This window comes from Paenibacillus sp. FSL R5-192, assembly GCF_000517845.1.
GTDB lineage: Bacteria > Bacillota > Bacilli > Paenibacillales > Paenibacillaceae > Paenibacillus > Paenibacillus amylolyticus.
On the sequence record NZ_ASPR01000008.1, the window covers coordinates 68,116 to 89,539 of the forward strand.

20 protein-coding genes are annotated in these 21,424 nt (G+C 46.0%); 12 read left to right on the forward strand and 8 right to left on the reverse strand.

The features are described 5' to 3' along the window. The first annotated feature begins 11 nt into the window (after positions 1–11). Genes C161_RS04905 through C161_RS04945 form a run of 9 tightly spaced genes read left to right on the forward strand, consistent with a single transcriptional unit; the run spans position 12 to position 9,053 of the window. Positions 12–863, forward strand: a complete 852-nt coding sequence (locus C161_RS04905; RefSeq protein ID WP_036668523.1) for a 3-hydroxyacyl-CoA dehydrogenase family protein — start codon at positions 12–14, stop codon at positions 861–863. A 20-nt stretch (positions 864–883) separates the two neighbouring features. After that, positions 884–1,933, forward strand: coding sequence for an HAD-IIIC family phosphatase (locus tag C161_RS04910; protein ID WP_036668585.1), 1,050 nt, complete (start codon positions 884–886; stop codon positions 1,931–1,933). Between the two features lie 15 nt (positions 1,934–1,948). Beyond that, positions 1,949–2,212: an acyl carrier protein gene (locus C161_RS04915; RefSeq protein ID WP_017687156.1), complete on the forward strand. Its 264-nt coding sequence runs from the start codon at positions 1,949–1,951 to the stop codon at positions 2,210–2,212. Beyond that, complete coding sequence (locus C161_RS32720) at positions 2,209–3,093, forward strand: hypothetical protein (RefSeq protein WP_017687157.1); 885 nt, start codon at positions 2,209–2,211, stop codon at positions 3,091–3,093. Before C161_RS04915 ends, C161_RS32720 begins: the two co-directional genes overlap by 4 nt. A gap of 25 nt (positions 3,094–3,118) precedes the next feature. Beyond that, positions 3,119–3,859 (forward strand): thioesterase II family protein, encoded by a 741-nt coding sequence (locus C161_RS04925; RefSeq protein ID WP_036615200.1) that lies wholly within the window; start codon positions 3,119–3,121, stop codon positions 3,857–3,859. 35 nt (positions 3,860–3,894) lie between these two features. Further along, positions 3,895–6,228 carry an ABC transporter permease gene (locus tag C161_RS04930; RefSeq protein ID WP_036615199.1) on the forward strand — a complete coding sequence of 778 codons (2,334 nt, stop codon included), beginning with the start codon at positions 3,895–3,897 and terminating at the stop codon, positions 6,226–6,228. Between the two features lie 12 nt (positions 6,229–6,240). Then, positions 6,241–7,008 (forward strand): ABC transporter ATP-binding protein, encoded by a 768-nt coding sequence (locus C161_RS04935; protein WP_036668524.1) that lies wholly within the window; start codon positions 6,241–6,243, stop codon positions 7,006–7,008. Positions 7,009–7,068: 60 nt separating this feature from the next. Then, positions 7,069–7,704 carry a TetR/AcrR family transcriptional regulator gene (locus tag C161_RS04940; protein ID WP_036668526.1) on the forward strand — a complete coding sequence of 212 codons (636 nt, stop codon included), beginning with the start codon at positions 7,069–7,071 and terminating at the stop codon, positions 7,702–7,704. A 20-nt stretch (positions 7,705–7,724) separates the two neighbouring features. After that, complete coding sequence (locus C161_RS04945; RefSeq protein WP_036668528.1) at positions 7,725–9,053, forward strand: MFS transporter; 1,329 nt, start codon at positions 7,725–7,727, stop codon at positions 9,051–9,053. Positions 9,054–9,214: 161 nt separating this feature from the next. Here the strand turns inward: C161_RS04945 and C161_RS04950 are convergent, their stop codons facing one another. The 3 genes from C161_RS04950 to C161_RS04960 all read right to left on the reverse strand — a co-directional run bounded on the left by C161_RS04950 (position 9,215) and on the right by C161_RS04960 (position 12,318). After that, positions 9,215–10,039: a carbohydrate ABC transporter permease gene (locus tag C161_RS04950; protein WP_036668529.1), complete on the reverse strand. Its 825-nt coding sequence runs from the start codon at positions 10,037–10,039 to the stop codon at positions 9,215–9,217. A gap of 1 nt (position 10,040) precedes the next feature. Then, positions 10,041–10,913 (reverse strand): carbohydrate ABC transporter permease, encoded by an 873-nt coding sequence (locus tag C161_RS04955; protein WP_036668530.1) that lies wholly within the window; start codon positions 10,911–10,913, stop codon positions 10,041–10,043. 100 nt (positions 10,914–11,013) lie between these two features. Then, a complete protein-coding gene (locus C161_RS04960) occupies positions 11,014–12,318 on the reverse strand; it encodes an ABC transporter substrate-binding protein (RefSeq protein ID WP_235193736.1) in 1,305 nt (434 codons plus the stop codon). 177 nt (positions 12,319–12,495) lie between these two features. Between C161_RS04960 and C161_RS04965 the strand changes: the two genes are divergently transcribed. Both C161_RS04965 and C161_RS04970 read left to right on the forward strand, forming a co-directional pair. Continuing rightward, positions 12,496–14,373, forward strand: coding sequence for a cache domain-containing sensor histidine kinase (locus C161_RS04965; RefSeq protein WP_036668534.1), 1,878 nt, complete (start codon positions 12,496–12,498; stop codon positions 14,371–14,373). Then, positions 14,366–15,187, forward strand: coding sequence for a response regulator transcription factor (locus tag C161_RS04970; RefSeq protein ID WP_235193737.1), 822 nt, complete (start codon positions 14,366–14,368; stop codon positions 15,185–15,187). The genes C161_RS04965 and C161_RS04970 overlap by 8 nt, the downstream gene beginning before the upstream one ends. Here the strand turns inward: C161_RS04970 and C161_RS04975 are convergent, their stop codons facing one another. The 4 genes from C161_RS04975 to nirB form a co-directional block, all read right to left on the reverse strand. Beyond that, entirely contained in the window at positions 15,188–15,817 is a 630-nt protein-coding gene (locus tag C161_RS04975; protein WP_036615181.1) for a YfbR-like 5'-deoxynucleotidase, read from the reverse strand. A gap of 285 nt (positions 15,818–16,102) precedes the next feature. Then, the gene (locus C161_RS04980) at positions 16,103–16,885 is read right to left on the reverse strand and encodes a formate/nitrite transporter family protein (protein WP_036615178.1); all 783 of its coding nucleotides are present in this window, start codon (positions 16,883–16,885) and stop codon (positions 16,103–16,105) included. 43 nt (positions 16,886–16,928) lie between these two features. Next, the gene (gene nirD, locus C161_RS04985) at positions 16,929–17,255 is read right to left on the reverse strand and encodes a nitrite reductase small subunit NirD (protein ID WP_036668536.1); all 327 of its coding nucleotides are present in this window, start codon (positions 17,253–17,255) and stop codon (positions 16,929–16,931) included. A gap of 57 nt (positions 17,256–17,312) precedes the next feature. After that, entirely contained in the window at positions 17,313–19,742 is a 2,430-nt protein-coding gene (nirB, locus tag C161_RS04990) for a nitrite reductase large subunit NirB (RefSeq protein ID WP_036668538.1), read from the reverse strand. A 275-nt stretch (positions 19,743–20,017) separates the two neighbouring features. Between nirB and C161_RS04995 the strand changes: the two genes are divergently transcribed. Next, positions 20,018–20,725: a metal-dependent hydrolase gene (locus C161_RS04995; protein ID WP_036615169.1), complete on the forward strand. Its 708-nt coding sequence runs from the start codon at positions 20,018–20,020 to the stop codon at positions 20,723–20,725. A 231-nt stretch (positions 20,726–20,956) separates the two neighbouring features. Here C161_RS04995 and C161_RS05000 read toward each other — a convergent pair whose 3' ends face one another. Then, positions 20,957–21,277, reverse strand: a complete 321-nt coding sequence (locus tag C161_RS05000; protein ID WP_036615167.1) for a hypothetical protein — start codon at positions 21,275–21,277, stop codon at positions 20,957–20,959. Positions 21,278–21,424 lie beyond the last annotated feature (147 nt).

The window sequence follows — 21,424 nt, forward strand, 5'->3', positions numbered from 1 at the left end:
GGTGATTAGGTATGCATAATCGACTCATTGCAATCATTGGCGCAGGGGTGATGGGATGCGCCACAGCACTGGATGTCGCGAGGGCTGGTTATCGTGTAATTTTGCAGGATATTTCGGCGTCGGTCATCGAACACGCCCCTGATGTTATACGTCGTGAATATCGTTCAGCTTGCTTTCTGAAGCAAGGGTACGGTCAGGTGCCCCTGAATCAGATCATGGAACGAATCTCGTTCCAGACACAAGATGAAGGGGTGGAAGAGGCAAGTATCATTATTGAAAATGTAACCGAAAACCTGGAGTTGAAAAAGGAAGTTTACGCACGACTATACCACAAGGTTCGTCCGGATGCTTTATTTGCGCTAAATACAAGCTGTATTTCCGTGACAAAGCTCGCTTCATTTTTGCCTGAACCAGGTCGAGTCATTGGGGTGCATCTGATGAATCCGGTTCCCGTTAAATCCATGGTGGAGGTGATCAAAGGACATCATACAACACAGGGTACGGAACATGAGATGGTAGCGTTTTTGGAAACTCTTGATAAAAGTCCAGTTGTCATAGAGGATCTGCCCGGGTTTGTCTCTAATCGCCTCTCGCACTTGTTAATGAATGAAGCGGCGTACATTGTACAGGATGGAATCGCTACACCCGAGCAGGTGGACGCCATTATGAAGAAGGGCTTCAATTATCAGATGGGGCCGCTGGAGACGGCGGATCTGATTGGTCTGGATACGGTCGTGCATTCATTGAAAGTATTGTACGACAGCTATCAGGACCCCAAATTCCGATGCTGTCCGATGTTGCAGAAAATGGTTGATGCAGGACAGTGGGGGCGGAAGACGGGTCAAGGATTCTATGCCTACTAATGATGAAGGGTGGCATGACCATGGAAAAGCTCAAGGATATCAAGTGTATCGTTTGGGATCTGGACCACACCATATGGGATGGGGTTTTGCTTGAATCTGCAGATGTGCAACTGAAGCCGGGCTTAAAGGAGGTGATTGAAAAACTGGACCAGCGAGGTATTTTGCATTCTGTTGCCAGTAAAAATGATGCAGAGCTAGCTTGGGCGAAACTAAACGAACTGGGCATCGCCGAATATTTTCTGTATCCCGAAATCCATTGGGATGCAAAATCCGTCTCTGTTCAGCGGATTCAGCAGAACATTAATATCGGCATGGATGCCATTCTGTTTGTGGATGATCAACCTTTTGAACTGGAAGAAGTGCAAAGTGTACATGCTGACATCCAGGTACTTCATGCGGGTCAATATGAAACCATGCTTGATGACCCAAGGCTGATGCCCCGATTCATTACAGCCGACTCTGCGTGCAGAAGGCAGATGTACCAGGCGGATACACTCCGTAAACAGGCTGAGGAACAGTATGAAGGACCTTCAGAACAATTTCTGGCTACGCTTGGCATGAAATTTTCCATCTACGAGGCTACTGAGGATGATCTTCAACGTGCAGAGGAACTTACCGTCCGCACCAATCAACTAAATGCAACGGGAATTACCTACAGTTACGAGGAGCTGCATCAACTGATGACCTCGCAGGACCACATGTTATTGGTGTGTGAACTCGAAGACAAATACGGAACGTATGGCAAAATTGGGCTTGCACTTATTCACATGCAGCAGAAAGTATGGCGGCTAAACATGCTTCTGATGTCATGCAGAGTGATGTCCAGGGGAGCAGGGAGTGTACTGCTAACGTATATCATGCGTGAAGCTCAGAAGCAGGGCAAACAGATGCTTGCGGACTTCAGGGATACCGGAAGGAACCGGATGATGAATATCAGCTACCGCTTTGCCGGTTTCAAGCAGCAATCTGCAGATCAGGAAGGAAGAGTACTGTTTTATCATGATTTGCAACAGGCTGTAGAGTTTCCAGACTACATTGAGGTTTTAGTGCCCGAGGGGCAATATCAATAACAAGGGGGAAGGGCAGTGGATTATCGTCAGGAAATTCGGGAGTTTATCGGGAACAACCTCACCATGGATCATGAGGACACTCAAATTAATGATAATGACAATTATTTTGAGCAGCGGTTCGTCAATTCGCTCTTTGCGATGCGTTTGGTGGACTTTGTAGAGCGTAGATTCCAGATTGAGATAGCAAATGAAGATCTGGATTTGGCTAATTTCTGCACGATTAACCGTTTGCATGATCTTATTGAGAGAAAGTTGACTGAGAAGGAGGCGGCACTATGATTACAGCTAATCAGGCATCCATTCGTCCAGTCACAAGTCCGGCAACCAGCCCGTCCAACAAATATATGTATTTGTTTTTGGGAATTTCCTTTGGCACATGTTATGGAATCGCAAGTTTGTTCATGTTCTTTGCGGATTTTATTGTACCCATAACAGGTGAGTTAACCTTGATGCATCCACTTGCGATCGTTGCTCTGTATTCACCTTCCATTGCCGGATTAATTACATGTTATGTGATGGGCGGAAAGGAAGCATTAAAAGGAATGTTTATGAAGCTGGTTCCGCGCAGACAGGACCTGTTCTGGATACCGCTCATTATTGGAATTTCCATCATCTTTGCATCAACAATGCACTTTGGTTCCTTGTTATTCGGCATACCGGTCCCTGAACTGACATATAGTGTACCTGAAATGATCTGGTTGGGGATTGTGAATCTGATCAAGGAGACGGGGCTGATTGGTGGGCTGTTTGGCTGGATCGGATTTTTGCTTCCATTCTTGCAAGGGAAGTTAAAAAATAATATAACAAGTGGTCTGATTACCGGCCTGTTGTTCGGATTATGGGTGCTTCCGGGATACTTGATTTCCTCTTTTGGCACCTCAACCACTTACATATACTACGTTGTTCAGCTTATGGCATTTATCGTGTTCCAAAGTTATATCTTCAATGCAACCAAAGGTACACTTCTGTTTTATCTGCTTGCATTCTGGCTTGTGGCCACAGGAAGTCAAATTGATTTGTACTACTTTAATCCGCAAGTTCAAATTATGCAATTCTTCTTTTTTGCAATATCGGCTATTGTCATACATGTCATTTTCAAGCGTAAAAATGTGGATACTTCGCTTCAGACATTCCCTGCATATGTTCTGGAAAGAAAGTAAGCCTGGTTATGGTGGTGGATAAGTGATGGAACCGATCTATTTGGAGCAGCTACAAAAGGGGGAGGGAAACAGACAAATGGTCTGTTTTCCTTATCTCGGTGGCAACTCCAACAGTTTTCAGCCCCTAGTGCCTTACCTTCCTGACACGGAAATTTGGGCGTTTACGCCCCCGGGTCATGGTCTGAACACCGAAACACCCCTGGAGCATATGCAGCAACTCGTAGAACTGTATACCAGCAAGCTGCTGGATGTTATACAGCCCGGCAGTCTGTTATTTGGACATAGTCTGGGAGGAATTACAGCCTACTTCGTTGCGCAGCGCTTATGTCAGGAACGTCCAGATGTAGCTAAAACGCTACGGCTTGTGTTATCTGCCTGCAACACGCCTGATGAATGCGGGATGCAGAATTATGATCGGATGTCAGACGAAAATCTGATTGATCATCTGTTTTCCTATGAAGCTCTCCCGCAAGAACTGATACATGAAAAAGAATTATTGAATTATTTTCTGCCCGTCATCCGGGCGGATTTCAGGATGCTGGAATCTGCAGCAACGCTTGAATATGAGCCGCTCTCATTGCCGGTATTGTATCTGTGGGGAGAACGGGATCGTACTGTTACCCTTCAATCAGCGTTGAGATGGGGCCGATATTTTGGCACATCCATGAAGCTTCAAACCATCAAAGAGGGTGCTCATATGTTCATGATGCATCAACCTTCAACGGTGGCGCATTGTCTGACAAGCTTTATGACTCCAGATAAATAGGAACAACTTGTAGATGAGAGGAGCCATGTTCGTTTATGCTGCTACGAATGCTGAGAAACGATATAACGAGAAAAAAAGGGATTACGGCTGCGTTGTTTATTTTTGTACTGCTGGCCGCCTTGCTGGTATCTTCGGGGTCAAGAATGATTATGGAACTGACGAGTTCCATCCAATATCTATTTTCTGAATCCAAAACACCACATTTTGTGCAAATGCATGCCGGAGAACTCGATCAGGTCAAAGTGAATACATGGGCTGAAGAAAATGCCATGGTCCAGCAGCATCAGATTGTGGAAATGGTTAACATTGACGGCTCTAATCTGTTTCTCGGAGCAGAGTCCGAAAAGAACAGCGTTATGGACATTGACTTTGTTACACAGAATCAGGGTTTCGACTATTTGTTGAATCTGGACAGTGAGATTATTCAGGTGAACGATGGCGAGATCGCGGTTCCGGTATATTACATGCAGCAAAAAAAATTGAGCGTGGGCGACCAGGTTCGGATCGATAATGGTCAATTTGAGCGTTCTTACACCATCGTTGATTTTGTCCGTGATGCTCAGATGAATCCATCGGTTGTGCACTCCAAACGTTTTATCGTGAGTGCAGGGAATTTGCAAGAACTGAAGCAGAGCATCGGAGAGATGGAGTATCTCATCGAATTCCGGTTGACGGATCCCGGACTGACGAGTGAATTTACCCAGGCTTACCAAAATGCCGGACTTCCTAACGCGGGTCCAGTCGTAACCTATGGGCTTTTCCAAGTATTGAATGCCATGACCGACGGAGTCATTGCAGCCGTTATTATTCTGGTCAGTCTTGTGCTGATTCTGATCGCGATGCTCTGCATCCGATTCACGATGCTTGCGACCATCGAAGAGGATTATCGTGAGATTAGTGTCATGAAAGCGATAGGGATCGCAGAGAAGGATATTAAGAGACTGTATCTGATGAAGTATGTATTTATGGCCGGATTTGCATCCGTGCTTGGTTACATTGCATCACTTGGTGTTAACAAATTATTTGTTTCCAACATCATGTTGTATATGGGAAAAGCACCTGCAACCCTGTTGCATTTCGCGATTCCGTTATTAGCCGCTGGAATAATATTTGCCATGGTTGTTCTGTTCTGTCGAACGGTACTGCGGCGTTTTCGTTCCATCTCCGCGGTGGATGCTCTCCGTACCGGAAGCCTGGGCGATACACAGATCATTCGAAACCGGCTTAGTTTGTCCCGCAATCGCTGGTCTTCCGTACCTGTCTTTCTTGGTCTGAAGGAAGTGATACAGCGAATCAAGATGTTTCGATTATTGTTGTTCGTCTTTGTAGTCAGTTCATTTATCATGATTGTGCCGGTCAACTTCCTGAACACTTTGCAGGCGCCAAGTTTTATCTCTTATATGGGTGTTGGACAAAGTGATATTCGCATTGACTTGAGGCACACAGATGATGTGGAGCAGCGTTATGACAATCTGGTTGCCCAGATCCAAAATGATAAAGACATCAAAACCTATTCCCCATTGGTAACAAGCCAGTTCAAGATTAAAAATGCGGAAGGAAGTTACGACAATCTGAGTGTAGAAACTGGGGATTTCAGTATTTTCCCATTGTCTTATGTTAGCGGTAATGCGCCAACAACCGAGAATGAAATTGCGTTATCTGATGCCAACAGTAGCGAGCTGCACCTGAAGACTGGTGAGCAACTTACCTTGCTGGTTAATGGCAAGGACCAGATGATGACGGTCAGCGGAATATACCAGGACGTTACGAATGGTGGCAAAACGGCGAAGGCCTTATTGCCCTACAACAAGGATAGTGTGTTGTGGTACGTGGTCAGTTTGGATCTGAATAATCGCGGGGACATGGCTACCAAAATCGCTGAATATGAGGCGGCTTTCTCGCCAGCCAAAGTAACCGATCTTCAAGGTTATCTGGATCAGACATTAGGCGGAACCATCCAACAATTGAAAATGGTGACGATGCTGGCCTTGGTCATCGGTGTCTTCATATCTATTTTAATTACAGCGCTGTTCCTTCAGATGTTAGTAGCCAAGGACAACAACGACATTGCTGTACTAAGAAGCCTTGGGTTTGCCTTGTCTAAAATCAAGTTCAAGTATGTCGTGATGTCACTTGTCATATTAATCTTAGGGGTTGTTACTGGAACGATATTGTCCAATACGTTGGGTCCGTTGCTGGTTAGTGCCATTATGTCGACGTTTGGTGCTTCCAATATTGTTTTTGTTGTTAACCCGTTACAGGCATATATTTTGTGTCCATTGTTACTTGCAGGCACGATTGTACTAACAGCATGGATTAGCATCCAATCGATCAAGGAAACGAGCATATCCAAAATGATTGTCGAATAGGGAGGATCAACGATGACAACTATACTTGAGGCTAAAGACGTGAATAAATCCGTAGCGATCGGCGAGAATGAAGAACATAACATCTTAAAAGATATCAACCTTCAATTAAAAAAGGGAGAATTTGTTTCCATCATGGGGCCATCTGGCTCAGGCAAGTCTACCTTACTGTACAACATAAGTGGTATGGATCAGATTAGTGCTGGAAGTGTCTATTTTAATGGCAAAAAAATATCGGCATTTGAGGAGAGGGATCTGGCAAGTCTACGTTTGACCAAGATGGGATTCATCTTTCAAAATATTCATCTGCTCAAGAATCTGAATCTATTAGACAATATTGTACTTTCCGCGTATCTGGCCAAGAATAGCAGCAGAGAAACGATTAATACACGGGCAATGTCATTAATGAAAAAAATGGGGATTGATGAGCTTGCTGGGCATAACATCACCCAAGCCTCAGGCGGACAGCTTCAACGGATTGCCATCTGCCGTGCGCTGATCAATAATCCAGATATTTTATTCGGCGATGAACCAACGGGGGCGCTGAATTCCAAATCAACGTATGAAATCATGGATATTCTGGGCGATATTAATGCAACGGGTACAACCATTCTGCTGGTGACCCATGATGTGAAAGTCGCTGCCAGATCGGAACGTGTACTGTTTATGATGGACGGTAAGCTGGTTGCAGATAGAAATATTGGAAAATATGCAAGAGAGCGTCAGGATTTAAAAAAAAGGGAAAGCCATTTGGCGCAATGGTTGAATGAAATGGGGTTCTAAAAAAAGAACTCCATGACTACAATAGACCGACAGTCGGTCGAACGTATCGGAGGCCAGGATATGAGACTGATAAAAAACCCGGAAGAACGCAGGAACGAGATTTTGGATGCCGCCGAGATTCTGTTCATAACAAAGGGGTACACCAAAGCTACGGTCATGGATATCCTTCAGGCGTGCAACATTGCCAAGGGTACATTTTATTATTATTTTCAGTCCAAGGAAGAGGTTATGAACGCCATCGTGATGCGTTTTATTTTGAGTGGGGAGGCATCGGCCAGGCACGTCGTGTCCGATCCCAAACTGAATGCCCATGACAAAATTTTTCGCATCATGATGGCGCAGAATCAGCCAGACGGCAGAAAACATGATCTCATCGAGCAATTGCACAGTGTTCATAATGTGGAGATGCACCAAAAGAGTCTTGTAGAGACGGTAATTCGATTAAGTCCCATCTTGGCCGAGGTGGTAGAGCAGGGCATTCAGGAGGGGGTATTTCATACACCTAACCCAAAGGAATCCATCGAATTCCTGCTCGTATCGTCACAATTTTTGCTGGATCGAGGCATCTTTCAATGGGAGGAGGAAGAACTTCAAAAAAAGGTTGAAGCATTCACACATATTATGGAACGTGTGCTGGGAGTAGAACAAGGAAGCTTCGCCTACGTCACTCGTCTCTATTTTCCGAATCAAGGTTAGCCGAGAAAGGAGTATCATCCATGGAACATACCGTTCAAAAATCATTTAAAAAGTTTCTGGTCGTATGGTTCGGTCAGCTCATCTCCATGATTGGGATTGGACTTACAGCCTTCTCCCTGGGGGTATATGCCTTCGAAAAAACGAATACGGCAACAAGTGTTGCATTGATTACCTTATTCACGTTTCTGCCGAATATCCTGCTTCGACCTATTGGAGGTGTACTGGCAGACCGATTCGACCGTCGAACGATGATGATTATCGGCGACCTGGGGTCGGCAGCCGGTTTGATTTTCATTCTGTCCATTATGCTCACAGGTGATATCCAATTATGGCATATCTATGTGGGAGTGGCCTTTAGTTCCGTGTTTTCCGCGTTGCAGAGCCCGGCATATAAGGCCTCTGCTACGGACCTGCTGGATAAGGATCAATTCTCAAAAGGCAGCGGTCTTGTACAACTGGCTGAATCCTCGAAGTTTCTGTTTTCACCCATCATTGCGGGCATTCTGCTTAGTATAACAACTATTGAAGTCATTCTGGTCATTAATATTCTGACATTCCTGGTTGCCATTCTGGCTGTGCTGGTTATTCGGAAGAGCATGAAGGTGGAGCGAGAGGATCGAGAAGGAAAAAACTGGATCACCGATATTCAAGAGGGCTGGAGAGAAGTTGTAACCAACAAGGGAGTACTGTTGCTGGTGGTGATTATTTCACTTGTCACCTTTTATCTGGGATTCCTGGAGACACTCATTGGTCCGATGCTTCTGTCATTCACGGATGCAAAGACACTTGGAACGTTTCAGTCTGTTAGCGCCATCGGCATGCTGATTAGCAGCTTGTGCATCGGCATATTTACAATAACAAAGAGATACGCAAGTGTGCTTGTGATGGGTCTGATTTTGTGCGGTTTGTCCTTTTCACTTCTGGGCATATCCACCAACATTTATTTTATTATCTTCGCAGGTTTTCTGTTCCTGTCATCACTGCCGTTTGTCAATATGAGCGCAGATGTACTGGTGCGAAACAATATCGCCAACGATAAGCAGGGCAGGGTATGGGGAATCATTGGTATTCTGTCACAACTCGGGTTTATTATCGCGTACAGTTTGGCTGGTTTTCTGGCCGACCATGTGTTTAATCCGTTGCTGATGGAGGGGGGAGCACTGGCTTCGTCTGTTGGTCAAATTATTGGAACTGGGCCAGGCAGAGGTATTGCCTTTCTGTTTATCATCGCGGGTCTGTTTGTTATTCTGATCGCAATAATCACATCCCGTTTGAAAATGATCAAATCTCTAGAGCAGAGCCCAGATATAACAGCTCCATCCGATGTTGGCGGGTTGGCGCACGATTAATTCGAATCCAACAGCGTAAGCCCTTGTCCGCAGCAGCGTGTGATACTTCTTCTGTAAGAAGAAGTTATTCACACGATGGGCAGACAAGGGCTTTTTGTGCTGAGGAGTCAGCAGATGTACTTAGACAAGATGGGTTTGTGTATTTGGATTGTCGGTGGAGCTTACCCTTTAACCGCCCCAGAAGTTAGTCCTCCTACAATATACTTTTGCCCAATGAGGAACACAATCAACACAGGCAATGACGTAAGCACGATATCGGCACTGACCAGATTCCACTGGGCACTGAATTGTCCAAAGAAGTTATATACAGCCAGCGTCATCGGCCACATCTCCACTGTATTCAGCATATAGAGTGGGGCAGTAAACTCATTCCAGACACTCAGGAAATTAAGAACAAATACCGTTACCAGCACCGAGGTTAACAAAGGTACAATGATTCTCAGGAACAGCTTGATCCCATTACATCCGTCCATGATCGCGGCTTCATCCAGTTCCTTCGGGATGTTAGACACAAACGCATACGTAATGAACAGCGAGATTGGAATGCCCATGGCCGTGTAGAGCAGAATCATGCCGACATGTGAATTGATCATACCCATCGATTTCATTACTTCCATCAGTGGAATGTAGTTAAGCGGCAGTGTGATACCGAGAATCAGGAAGAAGTACAGAAACTTGCTGAGCCTCGAATGGTTGCGGGATAACGTGAAGGCCGAGAAGGCCACAACAAACACCAATAACAGGGAGGAGGCCCCGGAATGCAGCAGACTGTTGAAAAAAGAACCTCCCAAATGTCCCTGTTCATAGACGATTTTGTAATTTTCGAAAATAAACTTCTCGGGCAGCGTCAGTTTCAGCACTTTGGCCTCGGCGTCCGACTTGAATGAATTCAGTACAATGACGACAAAAGGAATCAGGACCACCAGGCTGAGCAACCAGGCGAGAGCATTTAACCCGATCGAAGCCAATCTTTTTCTCAATCGCATGTCAGTATTCCACCTTTCGGTTCATCAAACGAATGATGAAAAAGGAGATGATCGCCATGATGACAAACAGAATGGTGGATAGTGCGCTACCCAGTCCCCAATACCCTTTGGCAAAAGAGGAATAGACCGCCGTGTTAATCACATCTGTCGCGTTACCGGGGCCACCGTTGGTTAACACGTATACGGCATCGAAAACTCTCAGCCCATACGTAATATTAAGCACCGTGGCGATAGTAATTGTAGGCATCAGCATCGGAATGGTGATCCGGAACAGCTTCTGCCCGAACCCGGCTCCATCAATGGATGCTGCTTCGTAATAATCACGGGGAATGGCGAGCAGTCCGGCGATGAACAGCACCATGATGTACCCCATGCCTTTCCACGTGTCCACTGCCATGATGGATGGCATGGCCCAGGTCAGGGAGCCCAGCCAGTTCTGTGCGAGAACGTCTAGTCCCATGGAACGCAGAGTCATGTTAACGAACCCATTGTTGGGGTCGAGCAGACTTTTGAACACGAGTCCAACAATCAGGAACGATAGCACCTGTGGTGAGAAGATAATCATCCGATGCAGATTGGCGGCCTTTACACCGCTGACCAGCAGCAGGGCCAGAAACAAGCCGAGAACCGTCTTGGCGATGGATGTAACCAGGGTGAACAGGACTGTGTTTTTGATAAAAAGAAGATAGGTCGGATCACCCGCGAGAATGGTACGGAAATGCTCCAGACCAATAAAGTTCTTCTCCGAACTATAACTGTTCCAGTCGGTGAAGGAATAATAGATGCCCAGCAGGGCGGGAGCGACAATGAACAGCAGATATAACACAATCGCTCCAGATGAGAAATACCAGGGATAGATTTTGTTTGCATTCATAATCCGTAACACCTTTCCTTCCTGCCAAAATACACAAGCGGGCAAATGCCCGCTGCATGTAACGCTGTTCAGCGTTTATGTTTATCTGTGATTTGCGCTGTTACTGCCACTTCTCATCTTTCAGCACTTTGGCTTGTTCAGCACGACGTTTATCAATATTTTGCAGAATCTGATCCGGTGTCATTGCGCCAGCGAACATACCTGACAAGTCCTTGCCAATATCCATCCATTGTGGATCAATGTATTTCACAGCGGCCTGCATAACCGTACCTTTTTCATGATCTTTCTCATAATCAATATAGTCCTGTGTCAGCTTTGGTTCGATTTCCGGCCAGCAGATCGTCAGGTTGCCTTCACCTTCATCGAACACACGCTGCAGATGATCATGCTCGGTAATCCAGCGGAAGAATTTCAGCACTTCTTCGGGATGTTTACTGTTTTTGTTACCAAACATCGCAGCTGATCCGCCCGGATTCACACCAATCGTCTGATTGTCACCCCATGGCATGACGAAGAATCCCATATTGTCTTCCATTTCCGGATACGCTTCGGAGACTTCCTTTTCCGTCCCTGGCACCCGCAGCAACATCGCTGCCTTCTCCTGACCAAACGCCTCAATTCCCGCTTCTACCGTATTGGACAAGAAGTCTTTGCCGAAATAACCGAGATCCGCAAATTCTTTTAACTGTTCAATGACCGTCTTGAGTTGCGTCATATCTGCGACTTTCATCTCATTATTGTTCAGCTTCTCGTACGTTCCCTCTGTTGTTTGCTCATAGTTGGGCCCCGTTTCAAACAAAGGCAGAACCTGATACCAGCCGCTGGCAGGTGCTTGATAGAACGGAATAATGTCTTTATCCTTAATTTTCTGGCTGATTGCCTTGAATTCGGCATAGGATGTAGGAGGCTCTGTGCCGAGCTCTTGGAAGATACGTTTGTTATAGTACACATACCAGATTTTCGTTGGCGCAAAAGAAACCCCGTACACCTTGTCATTGTGACTGACGGTTGGCAAAATCTCTTCAGACATCCGACCTGTGAATTCCTCATTGGTCAGGTCAATGGCATTTTCCTCCGGTCTTACGTTAGCCGGCATGCTTAGTGGGTCCACATCGACATTGAAAATATCAGGTGCTTCGCCAGAAGCGAGCTTCACCTTGATCAGGTCCCGCCACTGTGCGTCAGGTACGACCTGAAAGTCAATTTTGACCCCGGTCTCCTGCTCATATTCCTTGGCCATCGTCTGCATGATGCCTGTACGCGGAATACCGGATTGACTTGTTCCAAACGTGAGAGTCACCTTACCCGAACCTTCCGTACTTTTACCTGAGTTGCACCCGGCAAGCAGCAGAGTGGAGAGCAGGAGCACACTTGCAAGTGAAAATAGAAATCGTTTTCTCATCATTGAACCTCCCGGAATATAAAGAAAATTGTCACTTGCCGAAACGCTTAATGTAAGCGTATTCTTATGTGGATAACTTTACTGTGAACAAGGGATGTGCTCAATAGACAAAAGCGTTCTGTTGGGTGGACATTTTCGAATGGTGTGACAGATATCATCAGAGGACGAGGTGTGTGAGGATTGCGATATCGATTTGGAACGCTTCAGCAAAGTCTGTTTGCCTATTACTCTGCGGTATTTATTATCTTTTCGCTGATTGTGGCGGGGCTTCTGTATGTTTTTCTCGCAAGTGACATTCGTCAGCGAAGTGAAGAACAGCAGAGACAACTGGGGGTATCAATTGTCAGTAACCTGGATCAGGAAGTGGTGAAAATGAACAACTTCTCCATGAATATCGTGTATTCCAATCTGGTCAAGGAACACTTCAGTCACTACTTGGCACCAGCAGAAGACAGTGAGCAGACAATGACGAGTGATCCAGCATTGTATAAGGATACAACCACACTAATTGACGTCATTCTCGCGATCATCAGCAGCTCCAATACAGCCAAGCAGGCCAACATCTATGATGTGAACGGCAAGATGCTGGGAGCGGGTGCATTCAACGGTCAACTGTCGGTAGACCTGACTCAGCGACCGTGGTACAAGGAAACCTGGGAGCGGAGTGGATGGCGGGTAATCCAACTGTTAGAGGGCGGAGCTTTGCCCATGCCAACAGGCGATGGTAAATCAGATCAACCTTACATTTCCCTTACCCGGGTATACAAAGATGGCAACTATGTCAGCCAAGGTGTCGTTGAGATTTTGCAGGATGCCGGAACCCTGTTCCAGCATTTGAATGATTTGCAGACAAATAACGACGATCTTCGGATCTATGTAGTGGATGAACAAAATACACGGCTATATCCACTTTCTTCGGATGCCGATGCTTCTCAAGCAGGCCATTTCGATGATGTGGACTTGATTCAAAATCTTTCATTTCCGCCTGATACGATGCAGGAGATTAGCGATCCTTTGAGTCAGTCCAAACAGATGATGACGTACATGACGTCACAGGAGACGGGATGGACCGTTATTGTCATGCAGTCCAAACAGTCCCTTTTCGCGAGTCTCAACCGGATGGCTGTGATGTTTATCGGTGCGACGTTAGCTACTCTCATGCTGATTCTGATTCTCTCGTATCTGATCTCCAAACGGGTTACTTTGCCGCTGCATCGTTTGCAGCGCATTATTCTCAAAACGGGTGAGAATGATCTGGTATCGGGTCAGGATTCCGGTCAATTGTTCAAGCTGGAGCATCCCGGTTCTATTCGGGAGATGGATGAGCTAAATGATACGTTTATCCGGCTGAATCAACAGCTTGTACAATCGTTTCAGGACAGGCTGGCGATGAAATCTCAGGAGACAGAAGCGAGATTACTGGCGCTGCAATCCCAGATGAACCCGCATTTTCTCTATAACAACATCACTAATATTAGCATCATGGCGGAAGAAGGCATGAATGAGCAGATTGTCGCGTTCTGCGCCAATATTGCGTCTATGCTGCGTTATATTTCTACTCCGGGTAAGAACGGGGTTCCCCTGTCTCAAGAATTGGATTATTGTGAGCGATATCTGGAGTGTATGAAGATTAGGTTTGAGGATGATCTGCACTACGAGTTTCATATTCCGGAAGAGATGAAGTATATCCAGGTTCCGATGCTGATGGTACAACCACTACTCGAAAATGCCATGAAATATGGACTGGGTGATACCCCTCCATGGAAACTGAATATTACTGGAGATATGGATGCGGTACAGCAGACCTGGCAGATCCACGTGGAAGACAACGGACCTGGCATGGAACCCGAGGCACTTGCCAAGATCATGCATTACATCGAACAGTCACAGGAGTGGGAGCGTATGCCTGACCTCGAAATCAACGGCATGGGACTCAAAAATATATGGGTCCGATTGAAATTATGGTATGGCACGGCAGCCCACATGCAGATTACGAACAAGCCTTCCGGCGGTGTCCAGATTACCATAGGTGGTTCCATTCGAAAGGAGCATGACTGAACCCATGACAATCAAATATAGAACGATTATTGTGGAAGATGAAGCCCTGATTCGCCGGAATGTCTCGCGCAAATTCAGAGAGTTGGACACCCGGTTCGAGGTGATCGGTGAAGCGCGGAACGGTCAGGAAGCGTTACAGCTCATTGAACATTCCGTACCTGATCTGGTTGTAACTGATATACAGATGCCGGTAATGAATGGATTGGAACTCGCCAAACATCTGTACTTTGCCTATCCGCATGTGAAAATTGTCATTCTGAGTGGTTATCATGAATTCGAATATGCACGGCAGGCGATCAGTTACAAGGTGGAGGATTATCTGCTCAAACCATTATCGGAAGAACAGCTTCGTACACTGCTGGATGCGATGGAATTGAAGCTTGGGAGCGCTGTGGATTCGCTTGCGCATGTCAGTGCCGTGCTGGATGAGCAGGTGAAGCCGGAGGATATCGCAGAGGCCGTTAAGTTGTATTTGAAGCAGAATTACATGCATGAGATTACACTCCAGGACATGGCGGGACAGATGCATTTTAGTGTGGACTATCTGGGGAAGTGTTTTAAGAAAGTAACGGGTGAGACTCCGCTAAAATATATGACAGGTCTGCGGATTAATGAAGCAAAACGTATGCTCGTCACGCACGAGAATATGGATATCAAGACTATTGGTGGAGCGGTAGGGTATAGTGATTCCCACTATTTCAGCCGGATCTTCAAAAACAAAACGGGCATGTACCCTAGCGAGTACCGACTGCAATTGCAGGAACGAAAAAAAGCCCTGTCCATGGATGATGAGCACCATGTTGACTTGAGCTGATTACTGGGCCAGAGCTTCTTCTGTTATTTTGCGAATATCAAACGGGGAGCGGATACCTTCTTCGATCATGTCGGGGAGAATCTGTTCCAGGAAATACTGCACACAGTGGAGGTCGATATTTTTGATTTTGACCAGGGCATAACGGTACATAACGATAAATTCTTTCTCCGTATTGCCACGTTGGAGCTCAGCAAAGGCTTCATATACCTGATCCATCTTGTCTGCGACTTCGAGAATCAGTCCTTCAACCGATTGGTCTTTTCCCTCACGCAGCTGTCTGCGGAAAATAGGCTGGAACTCTTCAGGAATATTTTCATTAATAAAATGTTCAACCATGCCTTCTTCGACCTTTTGCAGCATCGAACGCAGCTCCAGTGAATAATGTTTGACGGGTGTTTTGATATCACCGATAAAGATTTCGCCATAATCATGACTGCTGGTGATTTCGTATAACTTCTTCCAATTGATGGTGACTCCATGTTGCTCCTCAATATCTGCGAGCGTTTTGGCGTACTGTACCACTTTCCAGGAATGGGCGGATACGCTGTGTTCTTCGAATTTGAATTTGCCAGGTGTACGAATAATACGTTCAAGATCGTTTAGTGACCTGAAGTACGTGTGAATTCCCATATAAGCGTTCATCCTTTGCTGGTTGAGTATAAGTGTGAGTATCCATCGACTATACGCCAGTTATGTCAACTGTGGATTAACGCGGATAGCGACGAAGGTAAAATGAAGTTTTAATTCTCTATAGAAGGACGAGAGGATGAATGGGAAGCGTACGAGAGAGTAACAGCTTATCGACAAACAATAAAAAGCCACGATGTGTGACTGAACGTGAGTTCGGCATCCATCGTGGCTTCAGTGTGTGTAGATGTTGTGCTCTAGGCTACATAAGTGCAGTTGAATCAAGAATTATGCTTTTTTTCGTACCGGAGAAGTATACCAATACGCCATTCCAACAAAGAGGGCACCGCCGATAATATTACCAAGCGTTACCGGAATCATGTTATGGAACCAGCCTGCCATCGTGATTGTATCCGGGTGGTTTGGCAGCAACCAGGATAAAGACAGCAAAGTCATATTGGCAACACTGTGCTCATAACCACTTGCGATAAATGCGTACAGACACCACCAGATGAGAACAAGTTTGGCGATATCTTCTTTGGAGCGAGCTGCCATCCAGATCGCCAGACAGACGAGCCAGTTACAGAGAATGCCTCGGAAGAACAACTCAGACATGGGTGCCGCCATCTTTTTGGCAGAGACAACGAATAACAGATGTTCCGGCGTAGCCGTTTTGAACAGGCCGCTACCGACTATAAGTAGACTTAATAGAATTGCGCCGAGCAGGTTACCAACAAAGACGAGCCCCCAGTTCTTCAGCGTTTCGTTCACTGTGGTTCGGCCTGCCAGTGTACTCATGGTAAAGAACATATTGTTACCTGTAAACAGTTCCGATCCGGCAAAGATAACCAGCGTGAGCGCGAGTCCGAAGGACATACCCATCAACATAGTTTGCAGTGGTGACTGTGCCGCAAGGAGCGGAGCACCAATACTGAAGATCAGAACGATGCCAAGCCCTACATAGGCACCAGCCATCAAGGCAGCAACCATATATCGTGACAGGCTTGCGTTCATTTGATCCCGTTTTTTAACCGCAGCTTCAATAATTCCCTCAACACTTGGTGTATACATCACGGTTTCCCCCATTATTTTGCATCAATCTTTGAACGTTTCGCTATATTTCGATCCAAACCTGGCCGTTCTCTACCTTTACCGGATACATCTGTACTTGACCGTCGTCCGGTGCTTGCACAAGACCTGTAGTCAGGTCAATTTTCCAATCATACAGCGGATCGTACAGATAATGCCCGGACACGATGCCTTCAGCCAGCGGCCCACCCTTAGGATGGGGGTTGTGATTATCCGCAGCGAAGATGGTACCATCCGATGCAAGAAAGACAGCAAGCTGATGATCCTTAATCTCAACTACTCTTCCGATTCGTGGCAGGAATTCTTCAACTACTCCGGCAGGGAAGTAGGTGCCTGATTGTTTTGTCGTCATCTTAAACCACTCCTTATCTATATTTAACATTCCGGCAGTATTAATCTGCAAGCTTACTTATGGACGAGCTGATACTTCGATGCCATGGAACATTTTACTCTGGCCTTCTTCATTGCGAATCGCTTTTTGCCAAGGTTCTTCAACATGCTCAAGTGCAAATTCAATCCGCTGCATCAACGCTTTACGTTCCTCAAGGTTATTCACAACCACCGAACGAATATGCTCCAGACCCATGCGTTCCACCCACTCGGAAGTCCGTTCCAGATAGTTACCTGTCTCGCGGTAATATTGCATGATGGCGCCGCACAGTTCAATCAACTCTTCATCTGTTTTCACTTTGCATAAGGAATCAGCCAGTCTAGCTTTAATACCGCCGTTACCACCGATGAATATTTCCCAGCCTCCGTCGTTACCAACGATACCGATATCTTTTGTACATGCTTCTGCACAGTTCCGCGGACAACCGTTGACGGCATATTTAAACTTGGCTGGCAGATCCAGACGTTCGAATTTACGTTCGATGCGAGCGCCCATGGCCATGGAATCCTGTGTACCGAATCGGCAGAATTGGGAGCCGACACATGTTTTGACCGTACGCAGCGATTTGGCGTATGCATAACCTGAAGGCATATCCAGTTCAGCCCAGACTTTGGTCAGATCTTCTTTTTTAACACCAATCAAATCGAGACGCTGACCGCCAGTCACTTTGACTGCTTTTACATCATATTTGACTGAAACGTCAGCGATACGTTTGAGGTCCGCTGGTGTAGTCACCCCGCCGTACATCCGAGGTACAACCGTATACGTTCCATCTTTTTGAATATTCGCGTTCATCCGTTCGTTAACAAAACGGGATTCTTTCTCATCTTCGTGTGTGTCTGGTGCAATCATGCCAAGGTAGTAGTTGATCGCCGGACGACATTTGGAACAACCTTCAGGTTGACTCCAACCCAGTACATTCATGACCTCTTTGGTCGTTTGTAGTCCTTTTTCACGAATCTCGGCTACAATCTCATCCCGTCCCATGGAAGTACATCCGCAGATGCCCTGTTTGGCTCCAGTACTGAAACTGTCTCCAAGTACATATTGCAGAATCTGTTCCACAACCGGTTTACACCCACCGCAAGAGCGTGTTGCACCGGTACAGGCTTTGATTTCATCAACAGTGGTAAGGCCCTGGTTTGTAATTACATCAACAATGGCTCCTTTGGTTACCCCGTTACATCCACAGACGATCTCGTCCTCGGGCATCGTTTCAACAGAGGTTGCTTTCTTATGACCGCCGCAGCCTGTACCCATGAGTGAACCATACAATTCCTCGGTCATTTCGGTTTGATTTTTAATCAGTTTCTGCAATTCGGCAGAATCCGTAATGTCACCGAAGAGAACAGCGCCGACCATTTTATTATCACGAAGCAGAATTTTTTTGTAAGTCCGTTTCCAGTCATCTTTGTGCGAAATGACGGTGTGCTCTGGGCTGTCGATGAATTCACCAGTTGAAAAGACATCTACACCCGAAATTTTCAATTTCGTGGATACAACTGAACCTTCATAAGGAGCGGTCTCCACACCGCAGATATGTTTCGCGAGAATCATGCCTTGCTCGAACAATGGGGCAACGAGGCCGTAACATACGCCGCGGTGCTCTGTACATTCCCCAACCGAATACACATTCTCAAGGGAAGTCTGCATATAGTCATTCACGACAATGCCCCGGTTGACTTCCATACCGCTTTCCCGAGCTACGACCGTATTAGGTTTAATCCCTACAGCCATGACCACAAAATCAACATTCAGAACCGTATCATCTGCAAAACGAATCCCTTCAACGCGTTCGCCGCCCAGCAGTTCGGAAGTCTGCGCACCCATCTTGAACCGGATACCCTGACGTTCGAGTTCTGCCTTCAACATGGCTGAAGCTTGTGGATCAAGCTGACGCTCCATCAGATCTTCCATCAGATGCACTACGGTAACTTCCATACCAAGTTGTACCAATCCTTTGGCAGCTTCAAGGCCTAGCAGTCCGCCCCCGATAACGGCCGCTCGTTTATACTGTTTAGCAGCTTCCAGCATGACATTGCAATCGGCGATATCGCGGAAACCGACAACACCTTCTTTGTCATGTCCTGGTACAGGGAGAATGAAGGAGTTGGAGCCAGTCGCAATGATGATTTTGTCATAAGGAACGCGAGTTCCATCTTCAGTCACAACTTCGTGCGTCTCGGCATCGATTCGTGTAACCGTTGTGCCTGTGTGCAGCGTAATGCCGTAATCTTCATACCAGTGAAGGTCGTTCAGCACGATATCGTCCAGTGTTTTGCTTCCTTCCAGTACATAAGACAACATAATGCGGTTGTAGTTAGGATAGGGCTCTGTGCCAAAAACGGTAATATCAAATCGCGTAGTTAATTTTAAAATTTGCTCAACGGTACTGATTCCTGCCATACCGTTACCAATGATAATGAGGTTCTCTTTTTTTCCGTTCATGTGTGTATGCCTCCTTGAATAGACGCTGTACATTACTCAAAATTTTAGTGGTTTATATTTGAAATTATACAAGTAGTTGACGACAGTTTATGTGATTTAATTCACTAATAAAGATAAAAGAGTCATAAATATAATAATGTGAGCCCCATCACAGAAAGTTATATTTATTTTCATACAAATAAGAAATGCGAACTATTGTTCTTATTTTGTTTTCGTTGTAAAATCGAAACTGGGCCGTATTGTTCCCGATTTCTTCGAAAGGACGTTTTTGCATCATGATGGGAAGATCTCACCTTATTATCGGGACCGGCGTGTCGCTTTCTGTTCTGCAGTTGGCCGGTATGCCGGTGACTGCGCCGGCAGTTACGGTTGCTCTGATTGGTTCGTTATTGCCTGACATTGATGAGCCAAATTCGCTGCTGGTATCCAGAGCCTTGCCTAACAGTCTGATCAGGTTGTTACAGACGATTCTGTTGCCCACAGCTGTATTTGTGTACTTCTATGTTCATGCCAAACCATGGAACCTATTGCTTGCGATCCTCATTGCGCTTGTGTCATTCCTGCCTTCGCGTTCGCTTCGCAAAGTGTTGATGTTTGCGATTGGACTCGGGCTGGTCTTTTATGGTCACGCGTTCGCACCGTGGAACTTGATTGCAGGCAGTTTGTTAATGCTCTGTACCACACTGACTCATAGGGGACTGACACATACCCTGTACGGAACCGCAATATGGGCGGGCTTGTTGTACAGCACGACCCAGCAGCAGGGACCGGAGATCTGGGTAGCGGGAGGCACGGCATATGCGATGCATCTATTGGCCGATTCACTAACCAATCGGGGTATTCGTCCGTTACCACCGCTCAAGTGGCGCATACGGGTGAATCTGATGAGTACAGGGACCAAGCGTGGGGCCGTTGTAGAGAATGTCTGCATTGTGCTTACTCTTATTCTGGCCTGGATTGCATTCTCACCGCTATTTCTATAGCCATCCAAAAACGCCAGCCCGCATATTGTGGGCTGGCGTTTACAGGTATGCATTTCATAATGAATAAATCGTAATAACTTAGCCAATTCAGGATTGAGAAGGAGAATCAGTCAGGTCGTCAATATCGGAAGAACCAAATACAAATAAAACAACAAGAATGACAATGATCAGTAGTTCAGCGAACCCATTTCCGTCAAAGTCAGACATCACTTCAACCTCATTTCTTGGCGTTTAGGAATTGATTCTCTGTTGGAAAGCCCGTATAACGTCATTCAACGTCATATCGCCACCGATCTCATCGAGGAATTGCACCAGTTTGTCTTGATTCGATGGTGTAATATTTTGTAGCGATTTATACTGCCCAACCAGTTCAACGACCAGTGTAGCTTCTCGAAACAACGTGACCGCATCCACTCTTAACTTCCCACTGACCAGTAATGCTGCAACGATAAGTTCCAGATTTCTTCCTTTAAGGTTGCCATTGAGAAGGGTGTTTGCGGCATTTGTTTTTTTGGAACCTTTATTCGATTTTCCATTCCTTCTCACTGCCATAACAGGTCCCCCGCTGTTTGGTGTTTAATTCATCTTCCGTTATTGTATCTTATGTGTAATTCCCTATAATGTTCGGCCTATTAATCTACGTGTCTAACTGATATCGTTGTGAATATAAAAAAGAGACCTCCCGATGGATAGGAAGTC

What these genes read in the sequence shown, in the direction of transcription:
- C161_RS04905 (WP_036668523.1), top strand. Translation starts at nt 12, where the DNA reads ATGCATAATCGACTCATTGCAATCATTGGCGCAGGGGTGATGGGATGC.
- C161_RS04910 (WP_036668585.1), top strand. Translation starts at nt 884, where the DNA reads ATGGAAAAGCTCAAGGATATCAAGTGTATCGTTTGGGATCTGGACCAC.
- C161_RS32720 (WP_017687157.1), top strand. Translation starts at nt 2,209, where the DNA reads ATGATTACAGCTAATCAGGCATCCATTCGTCCAGTCACAAGTCCGGCA.
- C161_RS04925 (WP_036615200.1), top strand. Translation starts at nt 3,119, where the DNA reads ATGGAACCGATCTATTTGGAGCAGCTACAAAAGGGGGAGGGAAACAGA.
- C161_RS04930 (WP_036615199.1), top strand. Translation starts at nt 3,895, where the DNA reads ATGCTGCTACGAATGCTGAGAAACGATATAACGAGAAAAAAAGGGATT.
- C161_RS04935 (WP_036668524.1), top strand. Translation starts at nt 6,241, where the DNA reads ATGACAACTATACTTGAGGCTAAAGACGTGAATAAATCCGTAGCGATC.
- C161_RS04940 (WP_036668526.1), top strand. Translation starts at nt 7,069, where the DNA reads ATGAGACTGATAAAAAACCCGGAAGAACGCAGGAACGAGATTTTGGAT.
- C161_RS04945 (WP_036668528.1), top strand. Translation starts at nt 7,725, where the DNA reads ATGGAACATACCGTTCAAAAATCATTTAAAAAGTTTCTGGTCGTATGG.
- C161_RS04950 (WP_036668529.1), bottom strand. Translation starts at nt 10,039, where the DNA reads ATGCGATTGAGAAAAAGATTGGCTTCGATCGGGTTAAATGCTCTCGCC.
- C161_RS04955 (WP_036668530.1), bottom strand. Translation starts at nt 10,913, where the DNA reads ATGAATGCAAACAAAATCTATCCCTGGTATTTCTCATCTGGAGCGATT.
- C161_RS04960 (WP_235193736.1), bottom strand. Translation starts at nt 12,318, where the DNA reads ATGATGAGAAAACGATTTCTATTTTCACTTGCAAGTGTGCTCCTGCTC.
- C161_RS04970 (WP_235193737.1), top strand. Translation starts at nt 14,366, where the DNA reads ATGACTGAACCCATGACAATCAAATATAGAACGATTATTGTGGAAGAT.
- C161_RS04975 (WP_036615181.1), bottom strand. Translation starts at nt 15,817, where the DNA reads ATGGGAATTCACACGTACTTCAGGTCACTAAACGATCTTGAACGTATT.
- C161_RS04980 (WP_036615178.1), bottom strand. Translation starts at nt 16,885, where the DNA reads ATGTATACACCAAGTGTTGAGGGAATTATTGAAGCTGCGGTTAAAAAA.
- nirD (WP_036668536.1), bottom strand. Translation starts at nt 17,255, where the DNA reads ATGACGACAAAACAATCAGGCACCTACTTCCCTGCCGGAGTAGTTGAA.
- nirB (WP_036668538.1), bottom strand. Translation starts at nt 19,742, where the DNA reads ATGAACGGAAAAAAAGAGAACCTCATTATCATTGGTAACGGTATGGCA.
- C161_RS04995 (WP_036615169.1), top strand. Translation starts at nt 20,018, where the DNA reads ATGATGGGAAGATCTCACCTTATTATCGGGACCGGCGTGTCGCTTTCT.
- C161_RS05000 (WP_036615167.1), bottom strand. Translation starts at nt 21,277, where the DNA reads ATGGCAGTGAGAAGGAATGGAAAATCGAATAAAGGTTCCAAAAAAACA.